The organism is Paenisporosarcina antarctica (genome assembly GCF_004367585.1).
GTDB lineage: Bacteria > Bacillota > Bacilli > Bacillales_A > Planococcaceae > Paenisporosarcina > Paenisporosarcina antarctica.
This window is the reverse complement of the sequence record NZ_CP038015.1, coordinates 784,872-805,535: the sequence shown is the minus strand read 5'-3', so window position 1 is coordinate 805,535 and position 20,664 is coordinate 784,872. Positions and strand designations below refer to the sequence as shown.

Genomic DNA, 20,664 nt, shown 5'->3' with positions numbered 1-20,664 from the left:
TGTGCTATAAAAGGCCATTCCATTTCCAAGGATAATCATCTTCCGCTGAAAATAACTTCATTTCTTTTTTGGCAACAGACAAATTTTTTTTTCTAGTTGGCATCATGCCACCTTGAATAAAACGATCTCTCACAGACTCTTTCCACATGCCTAGTCCAGATACATTTAACATTTGCTTGAAGTGAAGAACTGGATCTTCCTCTATTCGTTCAAAGGTTTTGCTGCGAATCCAACTTACTGGTTGAAATGGGAATGAATAGGCAAGTGCTGACAAATGGCTTAGTTGAATTAAGTAATCAGCACGTTCTTTTCGAACGTATTCGAATTGCTCTAAATTATCTGGATGTAGAGATGACAATTTATACATATCTACCAATAATTCACCTAAAATGTCGGCATCTTGGATAGCCATATTCATTCCTTCCCCTGCCATCGGATGTACAGCATGTGCTGCGTCTCCAATAATAACTTTATTGCCTTGTACATAGGAATTCGCATGATACATTATGGGAATCATTAATTGAATTTTTGACCAATCCGTAAGCTGCTGAACATAACCATCGATAGATGGCGCAAGATCTGTATACAATTTATGAAAGTGTCCAATTGGTTTTTCTTTAATTTTTTTATAGTCACCTGCAGGAATTAAATAGACTGAACGTACTTGATTATCAGGCAGTGGAAATAACCCTAAGAATCGATTGTAACTAGAAAAAATTTGCCCTCCCACTAAGTCTGAAGGCCGAGGGAAAGTAACCGTAATAAAATGATGATTATATTTAATCGGATCAACTTTAATACCCATCGCTTGGCGAGTAACAGATGCCCGTCCTTCTGCACCAATGAAGAAAGCTGCTTCTACTTGGAACTTTTCGTTTCCTTGTTGCACGATAGCCGTATTATTTTCAATTGCCTTACAAGTTGCCTCATTATAATAATGAAAGTTTGGATATTTTTCCGCTTGCTTAAATATGATAGTTTTCAACTTTTCATGGTGAATCATGTAGGCTGCATTATATTTCCCAGGAATGACGGTGTAATCCATAAAAGACTGATCTTTCACTTTTAATGTTTTTGACAGTTCAAATAAATCAAGGACCTCAATAATTTGCGCATTCGAAGTGACTTGATAATAAACATGTAATCCATCAAAAATTTGCATGCTTTTTGGTTGCAATAATTCTCCTTTATAAATAGGTTGATTTCCTGTTAATTTTTCAACCATCACAACATCGATACCTGAACTTACCAGTTTTAATGCTAGCGTCAAGCCACCAATTCCACCACCTGTAATGAATACATCAGTCTTCATACGAAAATCCCTCCTTATTTAGAAATTCCTTTATCTAAAGTTTTTTAAACGTTTTAATGTGCAAAAAATTAGGCTACAAGCTTCGACTTGCAGCTTTTCTTACGAAGCGTCAATGTAAAACTAAAGCGTTCTCTGACTCTTAAACGTTTCCAGGTCTCTTTCATAAGATTATCTCCTGCTCCATGGTTCTAACACAGGAATATTGGTTTGGACAAAGAAAGAATCAACCCCTTTTTGGAAAGAAGAATCTTCATGAGATGCAATTTCGGTCACTTTTTGATTCACAAGAAGGTTTTCAAAGTGTAAAGACAGTATTTTTTTCCAAATCCTTCAGAATTCTCTTCAGTCCAAAATTTTTATACCTTATTATTTTATTTTAAAAGACACCGTTGAGAATTCTCAACGGTGTCCATTACTTACATCTGAATTTGAGGAAACTGCTTGATAATGGCTGCTGAAATATAATCTGCCATGTGGAGAGCCTGCATTTCAATTTCGTCAAACGTATTAATGGCTGCTTGATAGTCTTGTTGAAGTAAGAAAACTGTTTCTGATTTAAATAAATCCAAGTGTTTATACATCATTTCTCTCATATCTTCCTGTGATATATAAGGGTTAATTGAGCTTAGAAATATAGCAATATCATCGGCATTGGCATACCATTTTTTATCAACAGACTCAAAGCTTTGCGTATCTCCTTCTTTAGCCGCTTTCACAAGATCTGCAGCAATGACTAAGTGAGCTTTGATTAAAGCACCGTATTGGTCTCCTAATTGCTCACCGTAGTAAGGTTTAAGTACGTTCCCCATTTCAGGAGCATTTCGTAATAGTCGTGCTAAAACTGCATCTAAATCTGGTGAATTATTAATTAAACTAATAATAGCAGATTTTGTCCAGTAGACATGCTGTTCCCATAGTAAACGCAACGTATTTCTTAATTCATGCTCAGCTCCACTAACACAGGGAGTATAATAAACCCCTGTGGGATACACGTAAATACACATTAAATACCCTCCAATTCGTATCCATATATACTATTCTATATACGTAATTAAGGTACTAATTTTTTTGATCACAAAACCAAATAAAACTTTTTTAAAAAAACATTTTACAAGATCGTTATTCAAAAGTCTTTGATGAGCTACAGTAATTCCCGTTCCAACTATGGCATTTTGTTTAATCAAAGATATTTGCGTCCAAACTTTTAACTTTTGTTAATTCTTTCACTTTATCTAGCAAGAATGGTGTGACGTGTTTACCGACAATACCCTTATCATCTGTTTCAGCAAAAGCTTTTTCAATGATTCCTGTAGTAAACTAAATTCTTCCTCCATTGCATCATCTTGGCGAATTGATTGATAGACTTCTGTACTGATTTTCAACTCTAAATATTAAAGCATTTTAAAGGTTATTTCGTCACACGAACTTTTCAATTGATTTACTCCTTCGAATATTGCTACTATAGGAGTAGCTTATACAAAAAGGAGATCACCTAATGACAACTTTTAATGAAAAATTAACGAAGTATGCTGAGTTAGCAGTTAAAGTAGGCGTAAACATTCAAAAAGGTCAAATTTTATATATCACAGCATCTATTGATAACCCTAAATTCGTTCGTTTATTAACAAAAATGGCGTATGAAGTTGGAGCAAAACAAGTATATGTAGACTGGACAGATGACGTGATTACACGTACACGTTTCGAGTTGGCTCCAAGTGAATCTTTCGAGGAGTATCCGGCATGGAAAGTACAAGAACGTGAACAATTAGCTGATCAAGGCGCAGCATTTATGAGTGTAGTATCTTCAAGTCCTGATTTATTAAAAGGAATTGACTCGTCTCGTATTTCGGCATTCCAAAAAGCAGCTGGAACTGCATTAACAAAATATCGTCAATATATTCAATCAGACAAAATTAGTTGGACAGTCATTGCAGCTCCGTCTAAATCTTGGGCAGCTAAAGCATTTCCAGATGTAGCGGAAGATGAACAAGTTAGTGCTTTATGGGATGCTATCTTTAAAGCAGTTCGAGCGGATGTAGATTCTCCAATTGAAGCTTGGGCGAAACACGATGACACACTTCATGAGAAAGTTGATTACTTAAATGACAAAAACTACAAAAAATTGCACTACACTGCTCCAGGGACTGATCTTACAATTGAACTTCCAAAAGGACATTTATGGTGTGGGGCTGGCAGTGTAAATGAAAAAGGCACTTCGTTCATGGCGAATATGCCTACTGAAGAAGTATTTACGGTTCCATTGAAAACAGGTGTGAATGGTGTTGTCTCTAGTTCAAAACCATTGAGCTACGGCGGAAACATCATAGACGACTTCAAGATTACATTTGAAAAAGGTCGCATTGTTAAAGTTGAAGCTACTGAAGGACAAGAAGTATTACAACGATTAGTTGATACGGATGAAGGGGCTAAGTATTTAGGAGAGGTTGCTTTAGTTCCTCATCACTCCCCTATTTCTGAATCTGGATTACTTTTCTATAACACTTTATTTGATGAAAACGCATCAAACCATTTAGCAATTGGTAGTGCCTATGCATTCTGTTTAGAAGGCGGCAAAAAAATGTCCTCAGAAGAACTACAAGAACATGGCTTAAACCAAAGTATTACACATGTTGACTTTATGATTGGTTCAGAACAAATGGACATCGATGGAATTTTAGAAGATGGTTCTAAAGAAGCAGTATTCCGTGACGGTAACTGGGCTTTTTAAACGGCAGTTTTCACCAATTTTGATTAACCACTACTAGAATTCTCTTAAATCATGTATAATAATAATTATTAAACAAATGATTAATAGAGAGGGGAATTACAATGGCTTTAGGTGTAGTAACTGTAATTGGCTTTATGGCTATTCTAGGAGTAGTTACTTATTTCATTATGTATTTTTTGCAAAAAGCTTTAATTTCTCGTGATTCAGAAGTAATTGATCCAAAACCTGAAAATACATTCTAATATTAAGAAAAGCAGTCGTCTTTGGACGATTGCTTTTTTGTTATCATAAAACATTTTTTTTACATTTTAACCACAGACATATAACAGAACGACCACAAAATCCTACAAGTTACTTATTTTTCACCCCCCTTCTCTATCTTATATCACATAACACACTGCAATAATTGATATCTCCCATTAAGTACCACATGGCATAAGCACTAAACTCCTCTATACTTATATAGCAAACTGCTTAGAGGAGGAATCTGTATGTTTTCAAGTATTGATTTAGGGATTGATTTAGGAACTGCTAACATCCTTGTATATACAAAAAATAAAGGCATAATTTTAAATGAACCATCTGTCGTAGCGGTGGATACAAAAACAAGACAAATTATTGCATTTGGTGATGAAGCTAAAAGCATGATTGGTAAAACACCAGGTTCTATTACCGTCATTCGTCCTTTAAAAGATGGGGTGATTGCTGATTTTGATGTGACAACAGATATGTTGCGCATGGTAATGAAGAAAATAGGCAAAAAATTAGGAAGTTCTGTTCGTAAACCGAACGTTATGGTATGTACACCTTCAGGCGCCACATCAGTAGAACGTCGTGCCATCCATGATGCTGTAAAAAATAGTGGGGCTAAAGAAGTTCACTTGATAGAAGAAACAGTAGCTGCTGCAATTGGTGCAGACCTGCCTGTCAGTGAGCCAATTGCTAGTGTAATCGTAGATATTGGTGGCGGAACAACTGAAGTGGGAATCATTTCATTTGGTGGCGTTGTCTCTTCAAACACTGTAAAAGTTGCTGGGGATCGAATGGATGAAGACATTATTCATTTTGTTCGCAAAAACTTTAATGTATTAATCGGTGAACGTACCGCTGAAAGAATTAAAATTGAGGTGGGGTACGCTTTAATTCCACATACAGTGGAAACAATGGAAGTTAGAGGTCGAGACGTATTAACAGGTCTTCCAAAAACAATAACGATTAATTCTGTTGAAGTACAAGAAACTTTAAAAGAATCGTTGTTATCGATTTTAGAAGCGATCCGCGCAACGCTTGAAAGCTGTCCTCCAGAACTATCAGGAGACATTGTTGACCAAGGTGTTGTGTTAACTGGTGGCGGTGCTTTATTAAAAGGCATGCAAGAATGGTTATCTAATGAGATATCTGTCCCTGTTCACATAGCTCCTCAACCTCTTGAGTCTGTAGCAATTGGTACAGGTCGCTCACTAGTAATGATAGATAAAATACAAAAAATTGCCCGCTAATCACACATGAAACGGACAACCCGACGAGCGAGATGATTCTGTCATCTCGCTTATTTTTTTGAGTAAAAGTGGGCGTTTCTGTTTAATAAAATTGGGCGACAACTCTTCATTTACAATGCCTTGATGGAAAATAGGTGTCAACGAAGGAGATACTGGTGGGACAAGCCAGGTCCAATCGCCTTTTACTTCTCTTTGTAATTTATCTTCCTTTTCACGAAATGTTTGAAATTGTTGTGCAGCGGTATAATGATCAACTATTTGTACACCTGCTTGTTTAAACGATGCATACACAGCATGCTGTAATTCAACAAGGGCTCTGTCTCTCCAAAATGTTGTAGTACTTGACGTATCAAGTTCCAATTGCTTAGCAACGTCTCTCAATCGATTGTAGCGATATGAATCCACAAAATTTCGCGCTGCAATTTCAGTTTCCATATACCAACCATTAAAAGGAGCAGGATAACGTAATCCCCCAATTTCAAGAACGCGATCTGCAATAATTGGGACTGCATACCATTTTAAATTAAGCGGACCCCAATTTTTATTAATTGGATGATCGATCTTAATTTCAAGAACCTCTTCTTTTAAAATAGGAATAATACTAGGTGGTCCTTCGTTCCATTGGTAAATGACAGGCAAAAAATCGTATGGTGTTCTATCTCCTTGCCAACCTAATTTTTGTGCTACTTTCGTTAATTCTAAGGAAGCGGGATCTCCAAGAATTTCACCTGATTCTTCTAAATATCCTGCATATCGAATTAATTGATGGCTCCATATTTGTACTTTTTGTTGCTCATTAAATTTCAGGGGTGGGAAAATTGTAATGGTAGATCTAATTTTCCCTTCATTTGTTGCATGTTGAATATGATGATGGATATGCTGTGCTACTTCTTCTTTTGACTCAACATCTCTCGCATCAAAAACATCAAGCGTTTCCCAAAACAATCGACCAATACACTTTGTACTATTGCGCCATGCGAGTTTAGCTCCATATGATATTTCATCGAACGTGTGGATGTAAGTTCCGGTCGACTCTATTTCTTCCTTAACAGTAAGTTGACGATTCATCATCGTATCTTCAGAATGACCTTTTTCATTTCCATATTGCGAAAGAAACTCAAACGCTTGATTAACTAATAATTTATTCATATTTGTCATCCTTTTTTTCTTCATACATTTAGTTTAAGTAATATTTTCTTTACTCTCAATGTTAAAGTGGCTCATATTTAGTTATTTTTAATATGTGTGACGTAAAAGTGGATAATCTACACGAAAATCATCTACAATAAGAAAAAGATATACTAGGGGGAAATGACATGTCTTTATTAAACGAGATTCTTTCATTTAATCAAAAATTTGTTTCTGAAAAACAATATGAAAAATTTATTACCACGAAGTTTCCTGACAAAAAAATAGTTATATTAACGTGTATGGATGCACGTCTATTTGAACTTTTACCAAAGGCTATGAATTTTAAAAATGGGGATGTAAAAATTGTAAAAAGTGCTGGTGCAGTTATTAATCATCCTTTTGGTGGAATTATGCGGAGTTTGCTCGTAGCTGTGTACGAATTAAATGCTGAAGAAATATACATAATCGGTCATTATGATTGTGGGATGGGTGCTATCCAACCGCAAGAAATGCTTCAAAAAATGATTAATAGAGGCATTTCACACGATACCATTAATATGTTGAACTATTCAGGAGTTAAATTAACCGATTGGTTACGCGGATTTGAAGATGTGCATGAAAGTGTAAGGCATAGTGTTGATATGGTACGAAATCATCCATTAATGGTGAAAGAAGTTGCTGTTCACGGATTAGTCATCGATCCTGCAACAGGTAGATTAGAAGTTGTAGAATAATAAAAAAATGAAACGAGCCGAGTAACTGGGCTCGTTTCATTTTTTATAAGGCTGATGATTTTTTTCTTCTATAAATCCATTGTTGATACTGAAAACGCATGACACAACCAATGCAAAACCCTAATATAGCTAAGAGAGCAGCTATACCAACCATTATTGTGGCCACATTAAACAATAGGGTCCAGTTCATTAAAAAACCTATGCATGCAATTAATAGAAATCCTACAGCCAACCATTGATTAAATTTAAGCTGAATATAGTCTTCCTGTACATATAGATTTACTGGTTTAGTTAAAAAACGTTTAACAATTGCTAAAATGGGATGGAACCCAGTAAATAAACTTAAAATACATGATACAAGCGGAACAAGCAGTATCCATGCTGTTTGAGTGATTAATGCAATGACTACTGACAATACAATGGTCCACTGATTTGCTAATACAAGAGGCTTCGGGATTGTTTTCAATTTAATACCCACTATTCTTATTGGTTTTAAAGTATATTATATGTTTGTTTCTACAGATTGTAAATATATCCGCCTATACGTAACAATATTTCCCGGGAAATCGACAAAAAAGCTGGATTCTCAAATGAGAAACCAGCCATTCATCAATTTACGCCATTTCCGCCAAGCGGCCTTACCTTTTCAATATTCATCTTCTAGTACAGCATAGATAAAATGATCTTCCCACTTACCATTAATAAATAATAGCTGTCGAAGTAATCCTTCTCTTTGAAATTTCACTTTTTCCAACACACGAATTGACCCACCATTACGTGGAGATACATATGCTTCAATTCGATGTAATCCTATAACTTCCATTCCATAATCCACAAGCAATTGAACCGCTTCAGTTGCAATCCCTTTACCAACATTCATTTCATCAATAGAATACCCGATAAAGGCACTTGAAAAAGGAACTCGTTTTATGTTGTACATTGAAATATGACCAATCAGTTCTCGTGTTTTGTACTCATATATACCAAAATTAAACTCCCGCTTACTTTTCATATGATGCAGTGATTCTAAAATCTTTTCGCGTTGAACAGCTGCTGTAAAATATGCGTCTTGATGTCTTGGTTCAAAAATCGACCAGTAAAATCGATTTTTTATAACAAGATTTGCTAAAACAGCAGCATCTTCTTCACGTAATGTTTGTAAAAAATATTTTTTCCCTTGTAATAGTATCATTTAAAGTCACCCTTTAGATGAAGTTAATGCCAAAAACTCTTCCACATCTTTAGTACATAGTGCAATACCTTTTTCCCAGAAAGCATGTTGAGTGATGTCTTCGCCTAAATGTTTCATCGCTAAATCTTCTACTGACATAATCGCCGTGTCTTGAAGTAAAGAGATATACTTTTCTTCAAAGTTACTACCTTCTTCAATTGCTTTTGCATAAATGCTCAAACTGAATAAGTAACCGAATGTGTACGGGAAATTATAAAATGGCACACGAGAGATATAGAAGTGCAGTTTAGAAGCCCAGAAATGAGGGTGAACCTCACCAAGTCCATCTCCATAAGCTTCACGTTGCGCCTCTTCCATTAACTTATTTAATCGAGTTGCAGAGACAATTCCCTTTTTACGTTCCTCGTAAAAACGGGTTTCAAACAAAAATCGAGCATGAATGTTCATAAAGAACGCTACACTGCGTTGAATTTTATCTTCCAACAGTGCTAATTTTTCTTCATCTGTTTTCGCTTCTTTAACTGCAGCATCCGCTACAATCATTTCAGCAAATGTAGAAGCAGTTTCAGCTACACCCATTGCATATTGACGATTCATCCAGTGTACCGGTCGAAGTGCATGTGAATGGAAGGCATGACCCAGTTCATGTGCTAATGTTGCGACATTTGACATCGTTCCACTATAAGTCATGAAAATACGAGATTGCTGTGACAACGGCATACCTGTACAAAACCCGCCAGGACGTTTATTCGGACGGTCTTCAGCTTCAATCCACTCATCTTCAAATGCTTTACGTGAGAATTTCTCAAGCTCTGGTCCAAACTTACCAAACTGTTTTAAAATAAATTCTGCACCTTCTTGATACGATACTTTTTGAGTTGATTTCGTAACTGGTGCGTCTAAATCGCACCAATTCATGGCATCTGCTCCAACTAACTCTGATTTGCGTTTCAAATAATTTACAAAAGGTGTTTTGTGCGCACTAATTGCTCCCCACATTGCGTCTAAAGTTTCCTGCTTCATTCTATTCATATGTAATGGTTCTCTTAAAACCGAATCCCACCCACGTTTTTTGTAGACAGCTAATCGGAACCCTGCCATATGATTTAATGTTTTTGCAAAGAACTCTTCTTTTTCTGTCCAGGAATGTTCAAGTGCGTCAAATGACTCTTTTCTGACCGATGCATCAGAATGTGAACTTAAATTACTTGCTTGACCTACAGAAAACTCTTTTTCTTCGCCATCAACCGTGACACGAACTCTCACGTCACCTACTAATACATCATATAGTTGGCTCCAGCCGTGATAGCCATCTACACTAAGAGCGGTGATCATGTCTTCTTCTTTCTCTGTCAGCAATTCTTTTGCTTCATCTCTCCATTCATTTAAAACAAAAGCAAATTTTATTAATTGATTATTTTCCATTAAGGAAACCCAAACGCTATCTTCTGTTTTTGATAATTGTTGCTGAACTACTAACATGGATGAAGAAAAACGAGCACCTAAAGAGCCCATTTCCCCTTGTAATAAATTGGCTTGTTTATCCAACGTATCTTGTGCTAAATAGCAACCAATTACTGCTCCAGCTTGCGATAAATTTTCAGCTATCTCTTTCGTTTCCTCAATAATAGAGAAAATTTTATTAGAGTCTGTTTCACCTTGTGGCACTTCAAATGTTGATAACCTTTGTTGAAATGTATCTAATTTTACAGATAAAGTATTTAAGTGCTCTCGAAGCTCAGGTGATGAACTTCCCCCTTTAAAAAATACGTCTAAATTCCAAACTTCAGAGTATGTTTTGGTAGTCAATATGTTACCCTCCAGTTATTTCTAATTTTTCTGAAAATACTCCGTAATTATATCATGCATCTTCGCCTTGCGAAACATCATGATGTGAGTTAACAGGTATGCCTTTTTCCACACATACTTGCATAATATGTTCTAGAATTCTTTTTAAAACAACTATTCGTGCATATTTTTTATCATTTGCTTCCACAACAATCCACGGAGCATAATTAATGTTTGTTTTTTCAAACATTTCCTCAGCCGCTTCTATATAACTTGTCCATTTTTCACGATTACGCCAATCTTCATCCGTTAGTTTCCACTGTTTATTTGGATCAATACGTCGTTCTTCAAAACGTTTTAACTGTTCGTCTTGTGTTATATGCAACCAGCATTTTACCACGATGTATGATTCATCCGTCAGCATTTTTTCAAAATCAGTTATTTCTTTATAAGCTCGTTTCCATTGTGGCTTTGTTGCAAATCCTTCGATACGTTCTACTAATACTCGTCCATACCAAGAACGATCAAAGATACTAATTTGTCCGTGTTGCGGAAGCTTCCTCCAAAAACGTTGAAGGTAATGGAATCTTAATTCATGTGGTTGAGGAGCAGCTATCGGGTGAACTCTAAGTCCTCGGGGATCCAACCTTTCCGATAATCTTTTAATCGCCCCCCCTTTTCCAGCTGCATCCATCCCTTCAAAAACGAGCACAAGACCCACTTTTTCGTTGAATAAATGTTGCTGAACGTTTAACATGTCGAATTGGAGCTGTTTTAATTCTTTGTTGTATTTTTTCTTATTCTCATATTGTTGGTCCATAAGTAATTCATTTAAACGAATGTTCATACAACTCCCCCCATTCTTCTGTCTCTTATTTTACAGAAATTTTCGGTAAATTGGAAATTGATGTTATCGTTACATGACGTTATACTACAGTATAGGAGGTGAATGCTATGGTTCGTTTCGCACTTATGGTAATCTCACTAATCGGTGTAATTACTGTTAATGCTTTAGCTAATATCTTGCCTTTAAATAATCAAACTACAGGTGAGATATCCAATCGTCTTCCGGTTTTATTTACTCCAGCAGGATACGTATTTTCGATTTGGTCTGTCATTTATCTAATGTTAATCTTTTGGGTAGTAGGCATGTGGAAAAAGCGTACACAAAATGACGCTGCCTATGCAAAACGCTCAACTCTGTTTATCATTAGTTCTATTTTGAATATGGCATGGATTTACTTGTGGCATTATGAATCTTTTTTATTAACAGTTGTAGTAATGATTGCATTACTTGTCACTCTTATTATTTTATACGGCACTTATAAGGCTACAGATAATCTGGTCGCGAGTCGACTACCTATTTCTATTTATTTAGGGTGGATCAGTGTCGCCACAATTGCCAATATTAGTTATGTTTTAACCTTTTATCAATGGAGTGGCTGGGGTTTAAGTAACCCATTATGGGCTGTAATTATGATGACTATCGGTACAGCACTTGCATTACATATTCGTTACCATCATTTTGATATTGCATACGTCCTGGTCTTTATTTGGGCTTTTATTGGGATAGCTGTTCGAAATGGTTTAGAAGAATTACTAGTCTCAACAGCTGCCTTCTTCTTAAGTGCAGTCATGCTTTCTGGCATCCTATTCATTAAAAAAAGACCAACTGCGCGTTCGTAGCAGTTGGTCTTTCGCTTTAGCTTATCTTCGTTATAAGAATTGGTTTATCTTTCGTGACAATCACGGTATGCTCGATTTGAGCTACAAGTGATTTGTCTGGAGTAAGAAATGTCCAGCCATCACCAGACTCCACAATATGTTCAGCTTTTTCTGAAATAAAAGGCTCAACCGCTAAAACCATTCCTTCTTTCAAAATGGTTGGTTCCCATGCGTCAAAGTAGTTTAAAATATGTTGTGGGGCTTCATGAAGGGATTTCCCAATACCATGACCAGTTAAATTCATAATGACAGTAAAACCATTCTGCTTTGCTTCGCGTTCGACAGCTTTTCCTATTTGATTTAAACGAGCGCCAGCTTTCACTTTTAACATTGCACGGTCAAATGCACTTTCAGCCACTTCGCATAACTTTTCTTTATTGTCGTAACCTTTCCCAATAACAAATGAAATGCCTGTATCTGCAAAATAGCCATTTAACGAACCAGAGACATCAATATTTACAAGGTCACCATCTTTTATAACACGTGAACCCGGAATACCGTGTGCAACTTCTTCATTAACACTAATACATGTGAAACCTGGGAAATCATATTCCCCTTTAGGACCTGAAATCGCCCCTTTTTCTTTAAACATTCGTCCACCAAGATCATCAATTTCTTTCGTTGTGACACCGGGTTTTGTTATTGCACGCATCGCGTCGCGAATATCTGCAACAATTCGGCCTATGGCTTTTAACGACTCAAAGTCTTCAGTTGTTTTTGCAATCATAATCGATAAATCCTTCTTTCTAAAATATCTAGCCATACTATACCACAACAAAACGCGCTTTCCCATCAGCTAAAATAATTATGAACATTCAGATAAAATAAAGATGTCTTGCATAATAACCATTTATTTAACTTTGATGTGAAGTCAAGGGCTTCAATGTCCACAAAGTCCAATATAAATCCTAACGCATCAAAGATTGCAATCTCTACTAATAATAATACTTTTTGATTTCTCATCTTTCTTCTCTTTTGCGATGTGCTACAAATCGCGAGTCAAGGTGAAAAAAACCATAAAAAAAACAACCTCAGGGACGGAGCCTGACGTCATTGGAGTCGGTTTCTATCCACATCCCTGCGCAAGCATTAACTCACAGGTTCTAAGGGTTAGAACTTTTCTCGTTCACTCTCAGCCATTACAGGCTCCCCTTGTGGTACATACATTAAACTATAATACGAGTTCATTCTACAGAAGGTTAGAAAGAGATACAAGAGGCTTATTGGCAGTCCTGTGACTTTCAACTATTTACCGTTATACTAGGTATATAAAATTCAAAAGGCTGTGAATGGTACATGATCAATTTATTGAAAAATTTAGTAGCAATCAAGAGTGATACAGAGATTGGTGCAAATGACGCACTACGGTATTGTTCGTCGTGGCTTACAAGTCATGCGATCCCACATCAAGTCCTCGAAAATGAAGGACGCTTAATGATTCACGCAGAGGTAGGTCAAGGTCCTACAACTATCGTATGGAATGGACATGTAGACGTAGTCCCAGCGAAAATTGAACAGTTTAATCCAATTATTGAGGGTGACAGACTATATGGCCGTGGTTCTGCAGATATGAAGGCTGGAGTTGCTGCAATGATGGAAGCTTTCCGACATATTTCTTCTATTCCAAAGCAATTACAACAACACGTTGTTTTGCATATTGTAACCGATGAAGAAACAGGTGGTCACAAAACATCTGGTCATCTCGTTGAGACAGGCCATTCTGGCGACTTTGTCATTTGCGGGGAGCCAACCCAATTAAAATTAAGTGTTCAATCAAAAGGTGTTTTGCAAATACATATCACATTTCTAGGAAAAGCCGCACATGGTTCACGTCCTTGGGAAGGAACAAATGCAATTGAAGCTTCATACATATTTTATGAAAAACTTATGAACTTACCTTTTACAAAAGCAAGTAATTGTTATTTTGAATATCCTTCCATTAACTTGGCTAAAATTCAAGCAGGTGATCGCTATAATGTTGTACCTGACCATTGTGAAGTTGGATATGATATTCGCTTTATTCCTGGACAAAGATGGGAAGAAATTTTACAACAAATTACCAATTTAGCACTTTCAATTAATTCAAAAAATATTGTCAAAGTTTATGATAAAATGTCTGCTATTATTACATCAGAAGATAATAATTACATTAAGTCACTATCTGAATTAACAGCTAAAGTCACACAAAAAGAAGCTGTTCTATTTGGTCAGCATGGAGCTGCAGATACACGTTTTTATGTTAACACAGGAGCTATAGCTATTGAATTTGGTCCAAGTGGTGATGATTGGCATGGTCCCAATGAATACGTATTAATTTCATCAGTAGAACAATATGCAGATATTTTAACGAAACATGCGTTGACTTGAAACCATTTGCATGATGTTTCGTATAAATAGCTAATAGAGTTTTAAGGAGGAATAAAATTGGATAATCGACGTGTTTTATCCGCTTTGTGTTACTTCAGTATTCTATTTACCCCATTTTTATTACCAATTATCATATACTTTATTACACCTGATGCAGAAGTGAAGCATCATGCAAAACGTTCACTACTTTCACATGCAATCCCAGTTGCACTTGGAATTGTCGGTTTTATTATATTAATGGTTTTGTCTCTTACGATGTATAGTCCTTCCGACTTTTCAATTCAACCAGGTACATCAGTTGATTTCTTTGCCGCTAGCATACCATTATTGTTTTTGATAGTTTATGGCGTTCTTTCAATCGCTGTATTGATTTGGAATATTATTCAAGGAATTAAAGTGCTTCAGTAGGTTTACTATTGACTTCTTGTGGGAAATAACAATACTATAACAATAGCGACAGGAGTGATATACATGAAAATTGGTAAATTAATTAAAACAACAATAAAGTTTGCACCTATCATTATCCCAATCGTTAAAAAAGTTATTGATTCTAGAAAAGGTACTAAAATCACATATACACGCAAATAAAAAGTTGGAACTCGTTAACTCGAGTTCCAACTTTTTTAAATAAATGGTCTCATTTCAGATAGTGCTAAATATTCTTCTTCTAAAAACGAAGATGGCAATACTGCAGATTCATCTCTTGCTTCATTAGCATCCTTTTGATCTTGCATAATCTGTTCAAAGCTACGAGGATTTGCAGGAGGCACCTCATTTTTCATTACCTGCATTGAGCCTTTAGAATAGACATTGAAAAAACTGTTCGCCATTGCTCGGTATCCCACTGCATTTGGGTGGACATCTGCTGCATTTGGAACTTTATCTATTGCATTATTACCGAAAGCAGCGTCAACTGACACAAAATTCACACCTGCTTTTTTCGACACTTTTGCTAAAATATCATTAAGACGATCTAATTGTTTAGCCGTACCGAACTTTTGCGATTCACGTGCATGTGGATACGCAAAATAATAACCCATTACATAAATTTCTGCTTTCGGTGCTATTTTTTTCAAGTCGGTTAACATCGTTAACATGTTTTTCCGGACGGTATTTAATGAAAAATCCACGGGAATCTGTTGAAAGGATAATGATCCAGACTTATCATTCGCTTGAATAAGTCTCAAAAGATCGTTGGCTCCAGCAGAAATTGTAATGACATTTGCATTTTTAATCAGTTGTTCCGCCTCTTTAGATTGCACACGTTCCAGCACATCGGCAGTCGTAAATCCCGGAAATGATAAATCTTTCGAATAAAAAGCAAGTGGTTGATTCCTCGCAATTTCTTGGGCAATTAAATCACTATAACCTGTATCAATTTCACTCATGGGTGTTTGACCAGCAGCAATAGAATCGCCAAGAGCCAAATAGGAAACAGGACCAAATACTTGAGCACTTGTTTGAAACGGTACTAGAAACACACTACAGATTACCAATATGGCAGTTAATCGTCCTTTTATCATAAAGTCACCTTCTTAAAATGCCCAGTTCCCTTGACGGAAAATAGGTTCTATTTTACCATCTTCACGTTCACCATCAATATCCATTTCCGCACTACCAATCATGAAATCTTCATGAGTGATCGATGTATTTAATCCTAAAGCCTGAAATTGTCCTTCTTCTAAATTACTAGCACCTTCAACACACGTTGGATAGGCTTCACCAATCGCTAAATGGTTCGATGCATTTTCATCAAACAATGTGTTGTAAAATAAAATACCAGAAGACGAAATGGGTGATTTATGCGGAACCAAAGCCAATTCACCAAGATAAGCTGACCCATTGTCATTTTGAATCAAGCCTTGAAGCAAGTCATTTCCTACCTCCGCTTGTGCCTTAACAATTTTGCCATTTTCAAACGTAAACGTGAATCCATCAATAATATTACCTTGGTAAACAAGTGGTTTTGTATTGCGAACATATCCGTTAACACCTAATTTTAAAGGAGCTGTATAGACTTCTTCAGTAGGCATATTCGCAATAAATGCAGTCTTGTTAGGCGTTTTACTAGCACCAGTCATCCATAGGTGTCTCGTTGGTAATTCAATTGTTAATTCTGTACCAGGCGCTTTATATATGATTTTTTTATAACGTTTGTCGTTTAATGCAGTTGCACGCTTTTCTAATTCACTAATATGAGTCTTCCACTGTTCAACAGCAGTTCCATCACCAATTCGGACTGTTTTAAAAATAACTTCCCATAACGTGTTTAATTGCTCTTCTTTTGGCAACTCCGGAAATACTTTTGCTGCCCACTTTTGGGAAGGTATCGCAACAATTGACCAAGCGATTTTATCAGACATAACAGCAGCACGGTATTTTTCTAACGCACGACCTGCTACTTTATGTTGATCAGAAATACGTTTAACAGGAACTCCTGCTAATAAGTCAGGATCTTCCGCATCAATCCATAATAATGCTCCTTGTTGATCGATCAATTCATCTCGCTGCGCTACCATCCATGCTGGAAACTCATGCATTTCAGATTCAGCAGCAAACTCATAAAAAGCACGATTGGTTGGTCCATCCGAGAAATTTACATGGACGCGTTTGGCTCCTGCTTCGTAAGCTTTTTTAACAACTAGACGCGTAAAATCAAGTGTTTCCGTCGTCGTGTTTATTAACACGTATTGACCAGGTTGGACGTTAATTCCTACACGCACAGCCAAATTAGCATATTCTGCTAATTTTTCATCAAAAGTCATTTCTTTTTCCCCCTTTGTAGCAGGGTTTTAGATGACCCTTCAATTAATTTACCTTGATCCCATACTTTTTGTACCGGTTTAGATGGCAACTCTTTTGTCCATTTTTTATAATTCTTTTCATCTGTATATGTTAATAATGATAATACTTCTCCATCAGCACCTGCACGACCTGTTCGGCCTGAACGATGCAAATATGGTTCGATCAAGTGCGGTACATCAACATGTATAACATGAGTCAAACCTTCTATGTCTAAACCACGAGCGGCAATGTCAGTAGCAATTAATATACTTACTTCCCCCTTGCGGAAAGAAGCCAATGCTTGCTTACGTTCTTCTTTTTTCATATCTGAGTGTAAAGTTACGATTTTTGCTTCACGGAATTTCAGCTTCGATTCTTTCATTAACAATTGATCTAAATTGTTAACAAAAGCTAAACCGCGTAATCCCTCCACATAAGCTAAACGTCGCAGTAGATCTGTTTTGTCACGTTCTTCTACTTTGACAAATGAATGTACCACTTTACCTTGCGCCGGTAATTCTTCATGTGTCACATGAATACGTAATGGATCTTTCATCATTCGATTTGCTGCTAACTCAATTTCTTCGGTAATCGTTGCCGATAGAACTACTATTTGGCGTTCGTGATTAGAGCCATCAATAAGCGCTTTGATAATACCGCGATGTTCTCTAGCTAACAACTGATCGCCTTCATCTAAAACAATATGCATGATGTCATGCAGTTTAAGTTTTTTATTTTTAATAAATTCATTTAAACGGCCCGGTGTTCCAACGACAATAGTTGGTTTTTTCTTTAGTTTCTCTAATTGTCGAGCCATATTAGCTCCTCCAATTAATTGAGCAACTGTAATATCGGTATCAGCTGTCCACTCACGTAAAACTTCAACAATTTGCATCGACAGTTCTTGTGAAGGAGTAACGATGAGCGCTTGCGTTTTGTGTAATGAACCATCGACTTGATTTAATAGTGGCAAGACGTACGCTAATGTTTTACCTGAACCCGTTGGCGATTGTGCCACCACATCTTTCCCTTCAAGCATGCTTGGGATTAATTGAGTCTGTACAGGCATTTCATATTCAAATTTCCATTTATTTTGAAGTTCGGGTTTTAAGTTTTCGATAAATGACATGGTTATTCCACCTTTATATTTACATGTTTTTAGTGTACCATAAAATGCTATTTTAAGCCTTTTCCAATTGGGCCTGTAGGTTTTTACAACTCATGTTGGACACCATGTTGCAACCTCAACTAATTCCCTACATAACCCGAGAACATCAGTAAAATGGAAAAGATTCTATAATATTGTTCGAATTTTACTTGCTATATTTCAACACTAAACTCTGTCCTATTAGAGGGACAAAGTTTAGTGGTTGTACAATATATGACGTTGGTGAAATAACATCCCCTTCTCGATAAAACAGGAGAAAGGGATGGAATTTCACTAATGTCCTTTTTTTATAAATATCTATGCAACTAAAAATAAGACTGATACACGCTGATTTCCGTTCCGAGCGGACGCGTTCCGTGGGGCCTGCGGTGAGCCTCCTCGTCTCCAAAACAATCAATGCTCCTGCGGTTACTCGTCGCAAACGAATAGTGTACAATTCGTTTCCTGTGGGGTCTCACCTGTCACGCTAATCCCACCGGAGTCGCCGCTCTGCACGGAAGTCCGCTAAGAGAATAAAGGAAACATAAGTTCAAAGAGATATAGAAAACAAGTGAGATTCCTTGTAGAATAAAAGCCGACCAAAACCATCATCCAGGAGGAAACTCACTTGTTACATTCTACTAGTATTAGTATTAAATCTTTACTCGATATTCAAGACCCAACATTACTTTTGAAGAAAACTTAATAAAAGAAGGTAAATACTACCTATTATTCGGCCAACGCTTAGCGACAAGTATTGTAGAAGAAATGTTCTATCAAGAACTTCTAAAAGTTATGTCTGATAAGGATTTCAAGGCATTGGAGACTAGTTTAACTAGATCTGTTTCGCCCTTTAATTTCAAGTTATATGAGAACAAGCTTAAAAACGTTAAGAAAACATCTTAAGTTCATAGAAAACAGCTTTATTTAGCCTTACAATAACGGAAGAATTGAAGGGATTAACAATAAAATCAACGTATTGAATCGTGTCGCTTATGGATATAGAAATTTCCAAAATTACAAAAACCGTATTATTTCACACTTTAAATTAAAACCAGCTGATAAACAAAGTGAACAAAAACAATTACGCTCAAAAGCAGCATAATCCTACTTTTAAGCATTGTCACTGGATCAGGCAATTTATATATTCTTATCCAATTTTAACGTGCAATTCTATTTGATTGGAGTGTAAGATGGCGAGAAAACATGTGCTCCTGCGGTTACTCGTCGCAAAGATATTGGCCGAATGACAGTTCGTCCAATATCTTTCCAGCGAAAAAGCGCGAGCTGAAGACCCCACAGGATCGTGTTTTTCGCGACGAGTAGGCTGAAGCCGTGCCCGCGGAAAGCGTCCATCTGTTTCTGCATCGCTACGCTAGCTTCGAAACATGAAAGTGCGCTGGAACGGAAAGCAACGGATACTTGAAAAACTACATAAAAAAAGACTGCCCAAAAAAAGCAGTCTTACTGACTTTCTGGACAGTCCCGCGAAAAATAATCAATTATAGCCGACTGAAATTCTTCACCAACGCCATTTGACAAAGAACCAATTTAGTTAATCATTCAATTCATAGCCACATGCAAGAATAGAACTTTCAGCTAATACCATTAAAGAATCGATGTATGTATCACCAAGATTTAATTCTTTTTTTACAATCGATAATTCCGTACACCCTAAAATCATATAATCACAAGAAAGGTCGTCCATTTTACTAATAATTTGTTGCCATTTCAAAAAATCGACAGGCTGCGAAGCTTTCACATCATCATAAATAATAGACATAACCAATTTCTGCGTTTCTTCATCTGGGACAACGGGTTGAACACCTGCACGTTGGCATGCTAGTTGATAAACAGAAGTAGTCAATGTTCCAGTTGTTGCAAGAATACCGACTTTTTTAGCACCTATTTGAGCAGCTCGTTTTGCTGTTTCATCAATCATATGAACCATTTGAATTCCCGCTCCCTTTTGAATATCTTGATAAAATGAGTGAGCGGTATTACATGGAACAGCTAACACTTCTGCTCCAATGGATATTAATTTAGTAGCATCTGAAATCATGACTGGCACAGGGTTAGCTTTTGATCGGTCCAGTATATATGTCGTACGATCTGGGATGCTGGTGTTATTGGTAATTACCATATTGACATGTTGTTGATCTGATTTTGCTTTTGTACGTTTGACAATCATTTCACCTAGTAACATCGTTGCAAGCGGGCCGACCCCTCCGATGATGCCTAACACTTTTTTTTTCAT

General features: G+C 36.6%; 19 protein-coding genes, 2 pseudogenes and 1 riboswitch. Of the genes and pseudogenes, 8 read left to right on the top strand and 13 right to left on the bottom strand.

Annotation, left to right across the window (positions count from 1 at the left end):
* Positions 1 to 4 precede the first annotated feature (4 nt).
* From E2636_RS03945 to E2636_RS19635, 3 genes and pseudogenes are all read right to left on the bottom strand, one after another.
* A complete protein-coding gene (locus E2636_RS03945) occupies positions 5 to 1,312 on the bottom strand; it encodes an FAD-dependent oxidoreductase (protein ID WP_134209086.1) in 1,308 nt (435 codons plus the stop codon).
* Between the two features lie 416 nt (positions 1,313 to 1,728).
* Positions 1,729 to 2,316: an acetylglutamate kinase gene (locus tag E2636_RS03940; protein ID WP_134209085.1), complete on the bottom strand. Its 588-nt coding sequence runs from the start codon at positions 2,314 to 2,316 to the stop codon at positions 1,729 to 1,731.
* 123 nt (positions 2,317 to 2,439) lie between these two features.
* Positions 2,440 to 2,629, bottom strand: a pseudogene (locus E2636_RS19635) (pseudouridine-5'-phosphate glycosidase); the annotation flags it as partial.
* A gap of 178 nt (positions 2,630 to 2,807) precedes the next feature.
* Here E2636_RS19635 and E2636_RS03930 point away from each other — a divergent pair.
* The 3 genes from E2636_RS03930 to mreBH all read left to right on the top strand — a co-directional run bounded on the left by E2636_RS03930 (position 2,808) and on the right by mreBH (position 5,539).
* Entirely contained in the window at positions 2,808 to 4,040 is a 1,233-nt protein-coding gene (locus E2636_RS03930; RefSeq protein ID WP_134209084.1) for an aminopeptidase, read from the top strand.
* 101 nt (positions 4,041 to 4,141) lie between these two features.
* On the top strand, positions 4,142 to 4,282 hold the full coding sequence (locus tag E2636_RS18890) for a hypothetical protein (RefSeq protein WP_166669478.1): 141 nt from the start codon (positions 4,142 to 4,144) through the stop codon (positions 4,280 to 4,282).
* 249 nt (positions 4,283 to 4,531) lie between these two features.
* Entirely contained in the window at positions 4,532 to 5,539 is a 1,008-nt protein-coding gene (gene mreBH, locus E2636_RS03925; protein WP_134209083.1) for a rod-share determining protein MreBH, read from the top strand.
* Here the strand turns inward: mreBH and E2636_RS03920 are convergent, their stop codons facing one another.
* Positions 5,540 to 6,688, bottom strand: a complete 1,149-nt coding sequence (locus E2636_RS03920; protein WP_134209082.1) for a nitric oxide synthase oxygenase — start codon at positions 6,686 to 6,688, stop codon at positions 5,540 to 5,542.
* A gap of 167 nt (positions 6,689 to 6,855) precedes the next feature.
* Between E2636_RS03920 and E2636_RS03915 the strand changes: the two genes are divergently transcribed.
* Positions 6,856 to 7,404: a beta-class carbonic anhydrase gene (locus E2636_RS03915; protein WP_134209081.1), complete on the top strand. Its 549-nt coding sequence runs from the start codon at positions 6,856 to 6,858 to the stop codon at positions 7,402 to 7,404.
* A 43-nt stretch (positions 7,405 to 7,447) separates the two neighbouring features.
* On the opposite strand, the gene E2636_RS03910 is transcribed toward E2636_RS03915, so the two are convergent.
* The 4 genes from E2636_RS03910 to E2636_RS03895 form a co-directional block, all read right to left on the bottom strand.
* Positions 7,448 to 7,870 carry a DUF4395 domain-containing protein gene (locus E2636_RS03910; protein ID WP_134209080.1) on the bottom strand — a complete coding sequence of 141 codons (423 nt, stop codon included), beginning with the start codon at positions 7,868 to 7,870 and terminating at the stop codon, positions 7,448 to 7,450.
* A 180-nt stretch (positions 7,871 to 8,050) separates the two neighbouring features.
* The gene (locus E2636_RS03905) at positions 8,051 to 8,596 is read right to left on the bottom strand and encodes a GNAT family N-acetyltransferase (RefSeq protein ID WP_134209079.1); all 546 of its coding nucleotides are present in this window, start codon (positions 8,594 to 8,596) and stop codon (positions 8,051 to 8,053) included.
* Between the two features lie 6 nt (positions 8,597 to 8,602).
* Positions 8,603 to 10,405: a M3 family oligoendopeptidase gene (locus tag E2636_RS03900; protein WP_134209078.1), complete on the bottom strand. Its 1,803-nt coding sequence runs from the start codon at positions 10,403 to 10,405 to the stop codon at positions 8,603 to 8,605.
* Between the two features lie 52 nt (positions 10,406 to 10,457).
* Positions 10,458 to 11,231, bottom strand: a complete 774-nt coding sequence (locus tag E2636_RS03895; protein ID WP_134209077.1) for a polyphosphate kinase 2 family protein — start codon at positions 11,229 to 11,231, stop codon at positions 10,458 to 10,460.
* Positions 11,232 to 11,338: 107 nt separating this feature from the next.
* On the opposite strand from E2636_RS03895, the gene E2636_RS03890 reads away from it, so the two are divergent.
* Positions 11,339 to 12,070: a TspO-related membrane protein gene (locus E2636_RS03890; protein ID WP_134209076.1), complete on the top strand. Its 732-nt coding sequence runs from the start codon at positions 11,339 to 11,341 to the stop codon at positions 12,068 to 12,070.
* Between the two features lie 16 nt (positions 12,071 to 12,086).
* Here E2636_RS03890 and map read toward each other — a convergent pair whose 3' ends face one another.
* Positions 12,087 to 12,836: a type I methionyl aminopeptidase gene (map, locus tag E2636_RS03885; RefSeq protein WP_134209075.1), complete on the bottom strand. Its 750-nt coding sequence runs from the start codon at positions 12,834 to 12,836 to the stop codon at positions 12,087 to 12,089.
* Between the two features lie 331 nt (positions 12,837 to 13,167).
* Positions 13,168 to 13,272, bottom strand: a riboswitch (TPP riboswitch).
* Between the two features lie 133 nt (positions 13,273 to 13,405).
* Between map and E2636_RS03875 the strand changes: the two genes are divergently transcribed.
* Together E2636_RS03875 and E2636_RS03870 are read left to right on the top strand one after the other, a co-directional pair.
* Positions 13,406 to 14,476, top strand: coding sequence for a M20 family metallopeptidase (locus E2636_RS03875; protein ID WP_134209074.1), 1,071 nt, complete (start codon positions 13,406 to 13,408; stop codon positions 14,474 to 14,476).
* A 57-nt stretch (positions 14,477 to 14,533) separates the two neighbouring features.
* Complete coding sequence (locus E2636_RS03870) at positions 14,534 to 14,884, top strand: magnetosome magnetite crystal formation protein family (RefSeq protein ID WP_134209073.1); 351 nt, start codon at positions 14,534 to 14,536, stop codon at positions 14,882 to 14,884.
* 215 nt (positions 14,885 to 15,099) lie between these two features.
* On the opposite strand, the gene E2636_RS03865 is transcribed toward E2636_RS03870, so the two are convergent.
* From E2636_RS03865 to E2636_RS03855, 3 genes are read right to left on the bottom strand one after another with little or no spacing between them, the layout of a single operon-like run.
* Entirely contained in the window at positions 15,100 to 15,999 is a 900-nt protein-coding gene (locus E2636_RS03865; RefSeq protein WP_134209072.1) for an SGNH/GDSL hydrolase family protein, read from the bottom strand.
* A gap of 12 nt (positions 16,000 to 16,011) precedes the next feature.
* Complete coding sequence (locus tag E2636_RS03860; RefSeq protein WP_134209071.1) at positions 16,012 to 17,241, bottom strand: aminopeptidase; 1,230 nt, start codon at positions 17,239 to 17,241, stop codon at positions 16,012 to 16,014.
* Positions 17,238 to 18,389 carry a DEAD/DEAH box helicase gene (locus E2636_RS03855; RefSeq protein ID WP_134209070.1) on the bottom strand — a complete coding sequence of 384 codons (1,152 nt, stop codon included), beginning with the start codon at positions 18,387 to 18,389 and terminating at the stop codon, positions 17,238 to 17,240. The genes E2636_RS03860 and E2636_RS03855 overlap by 4 nt, the downstream gene beginning before the upstream one ends.
* Before the next feature lie 958 nt (positions 18,390 to 19,347).
* Between E2636_RS03855 and E2636_RS19535 the strand changes: the two are divergent.
* A pseudogene (locus E2636_RS19535) lies at positions 19,348 to 19,512 on the top strand (transposase); the annotation flags it as partial.
* A 450-nt stretch (positions 19,513 to 19,962) separates the two neighbouring features.
* On the opposite strand, the gene cuyB reads toward E2636_RS19535, so the two are convergent.
* Positions 19,963 to 20,664 (bottom strand): cysteate racemase, encoded by a 702-nt coding sequence (cuyB, locus tag E2636_RS03845; protein WP_134209069.1) that lies wholly within the window; start codon positions 20,662 to 20,664, stop codon positions 19,963 to 19,965.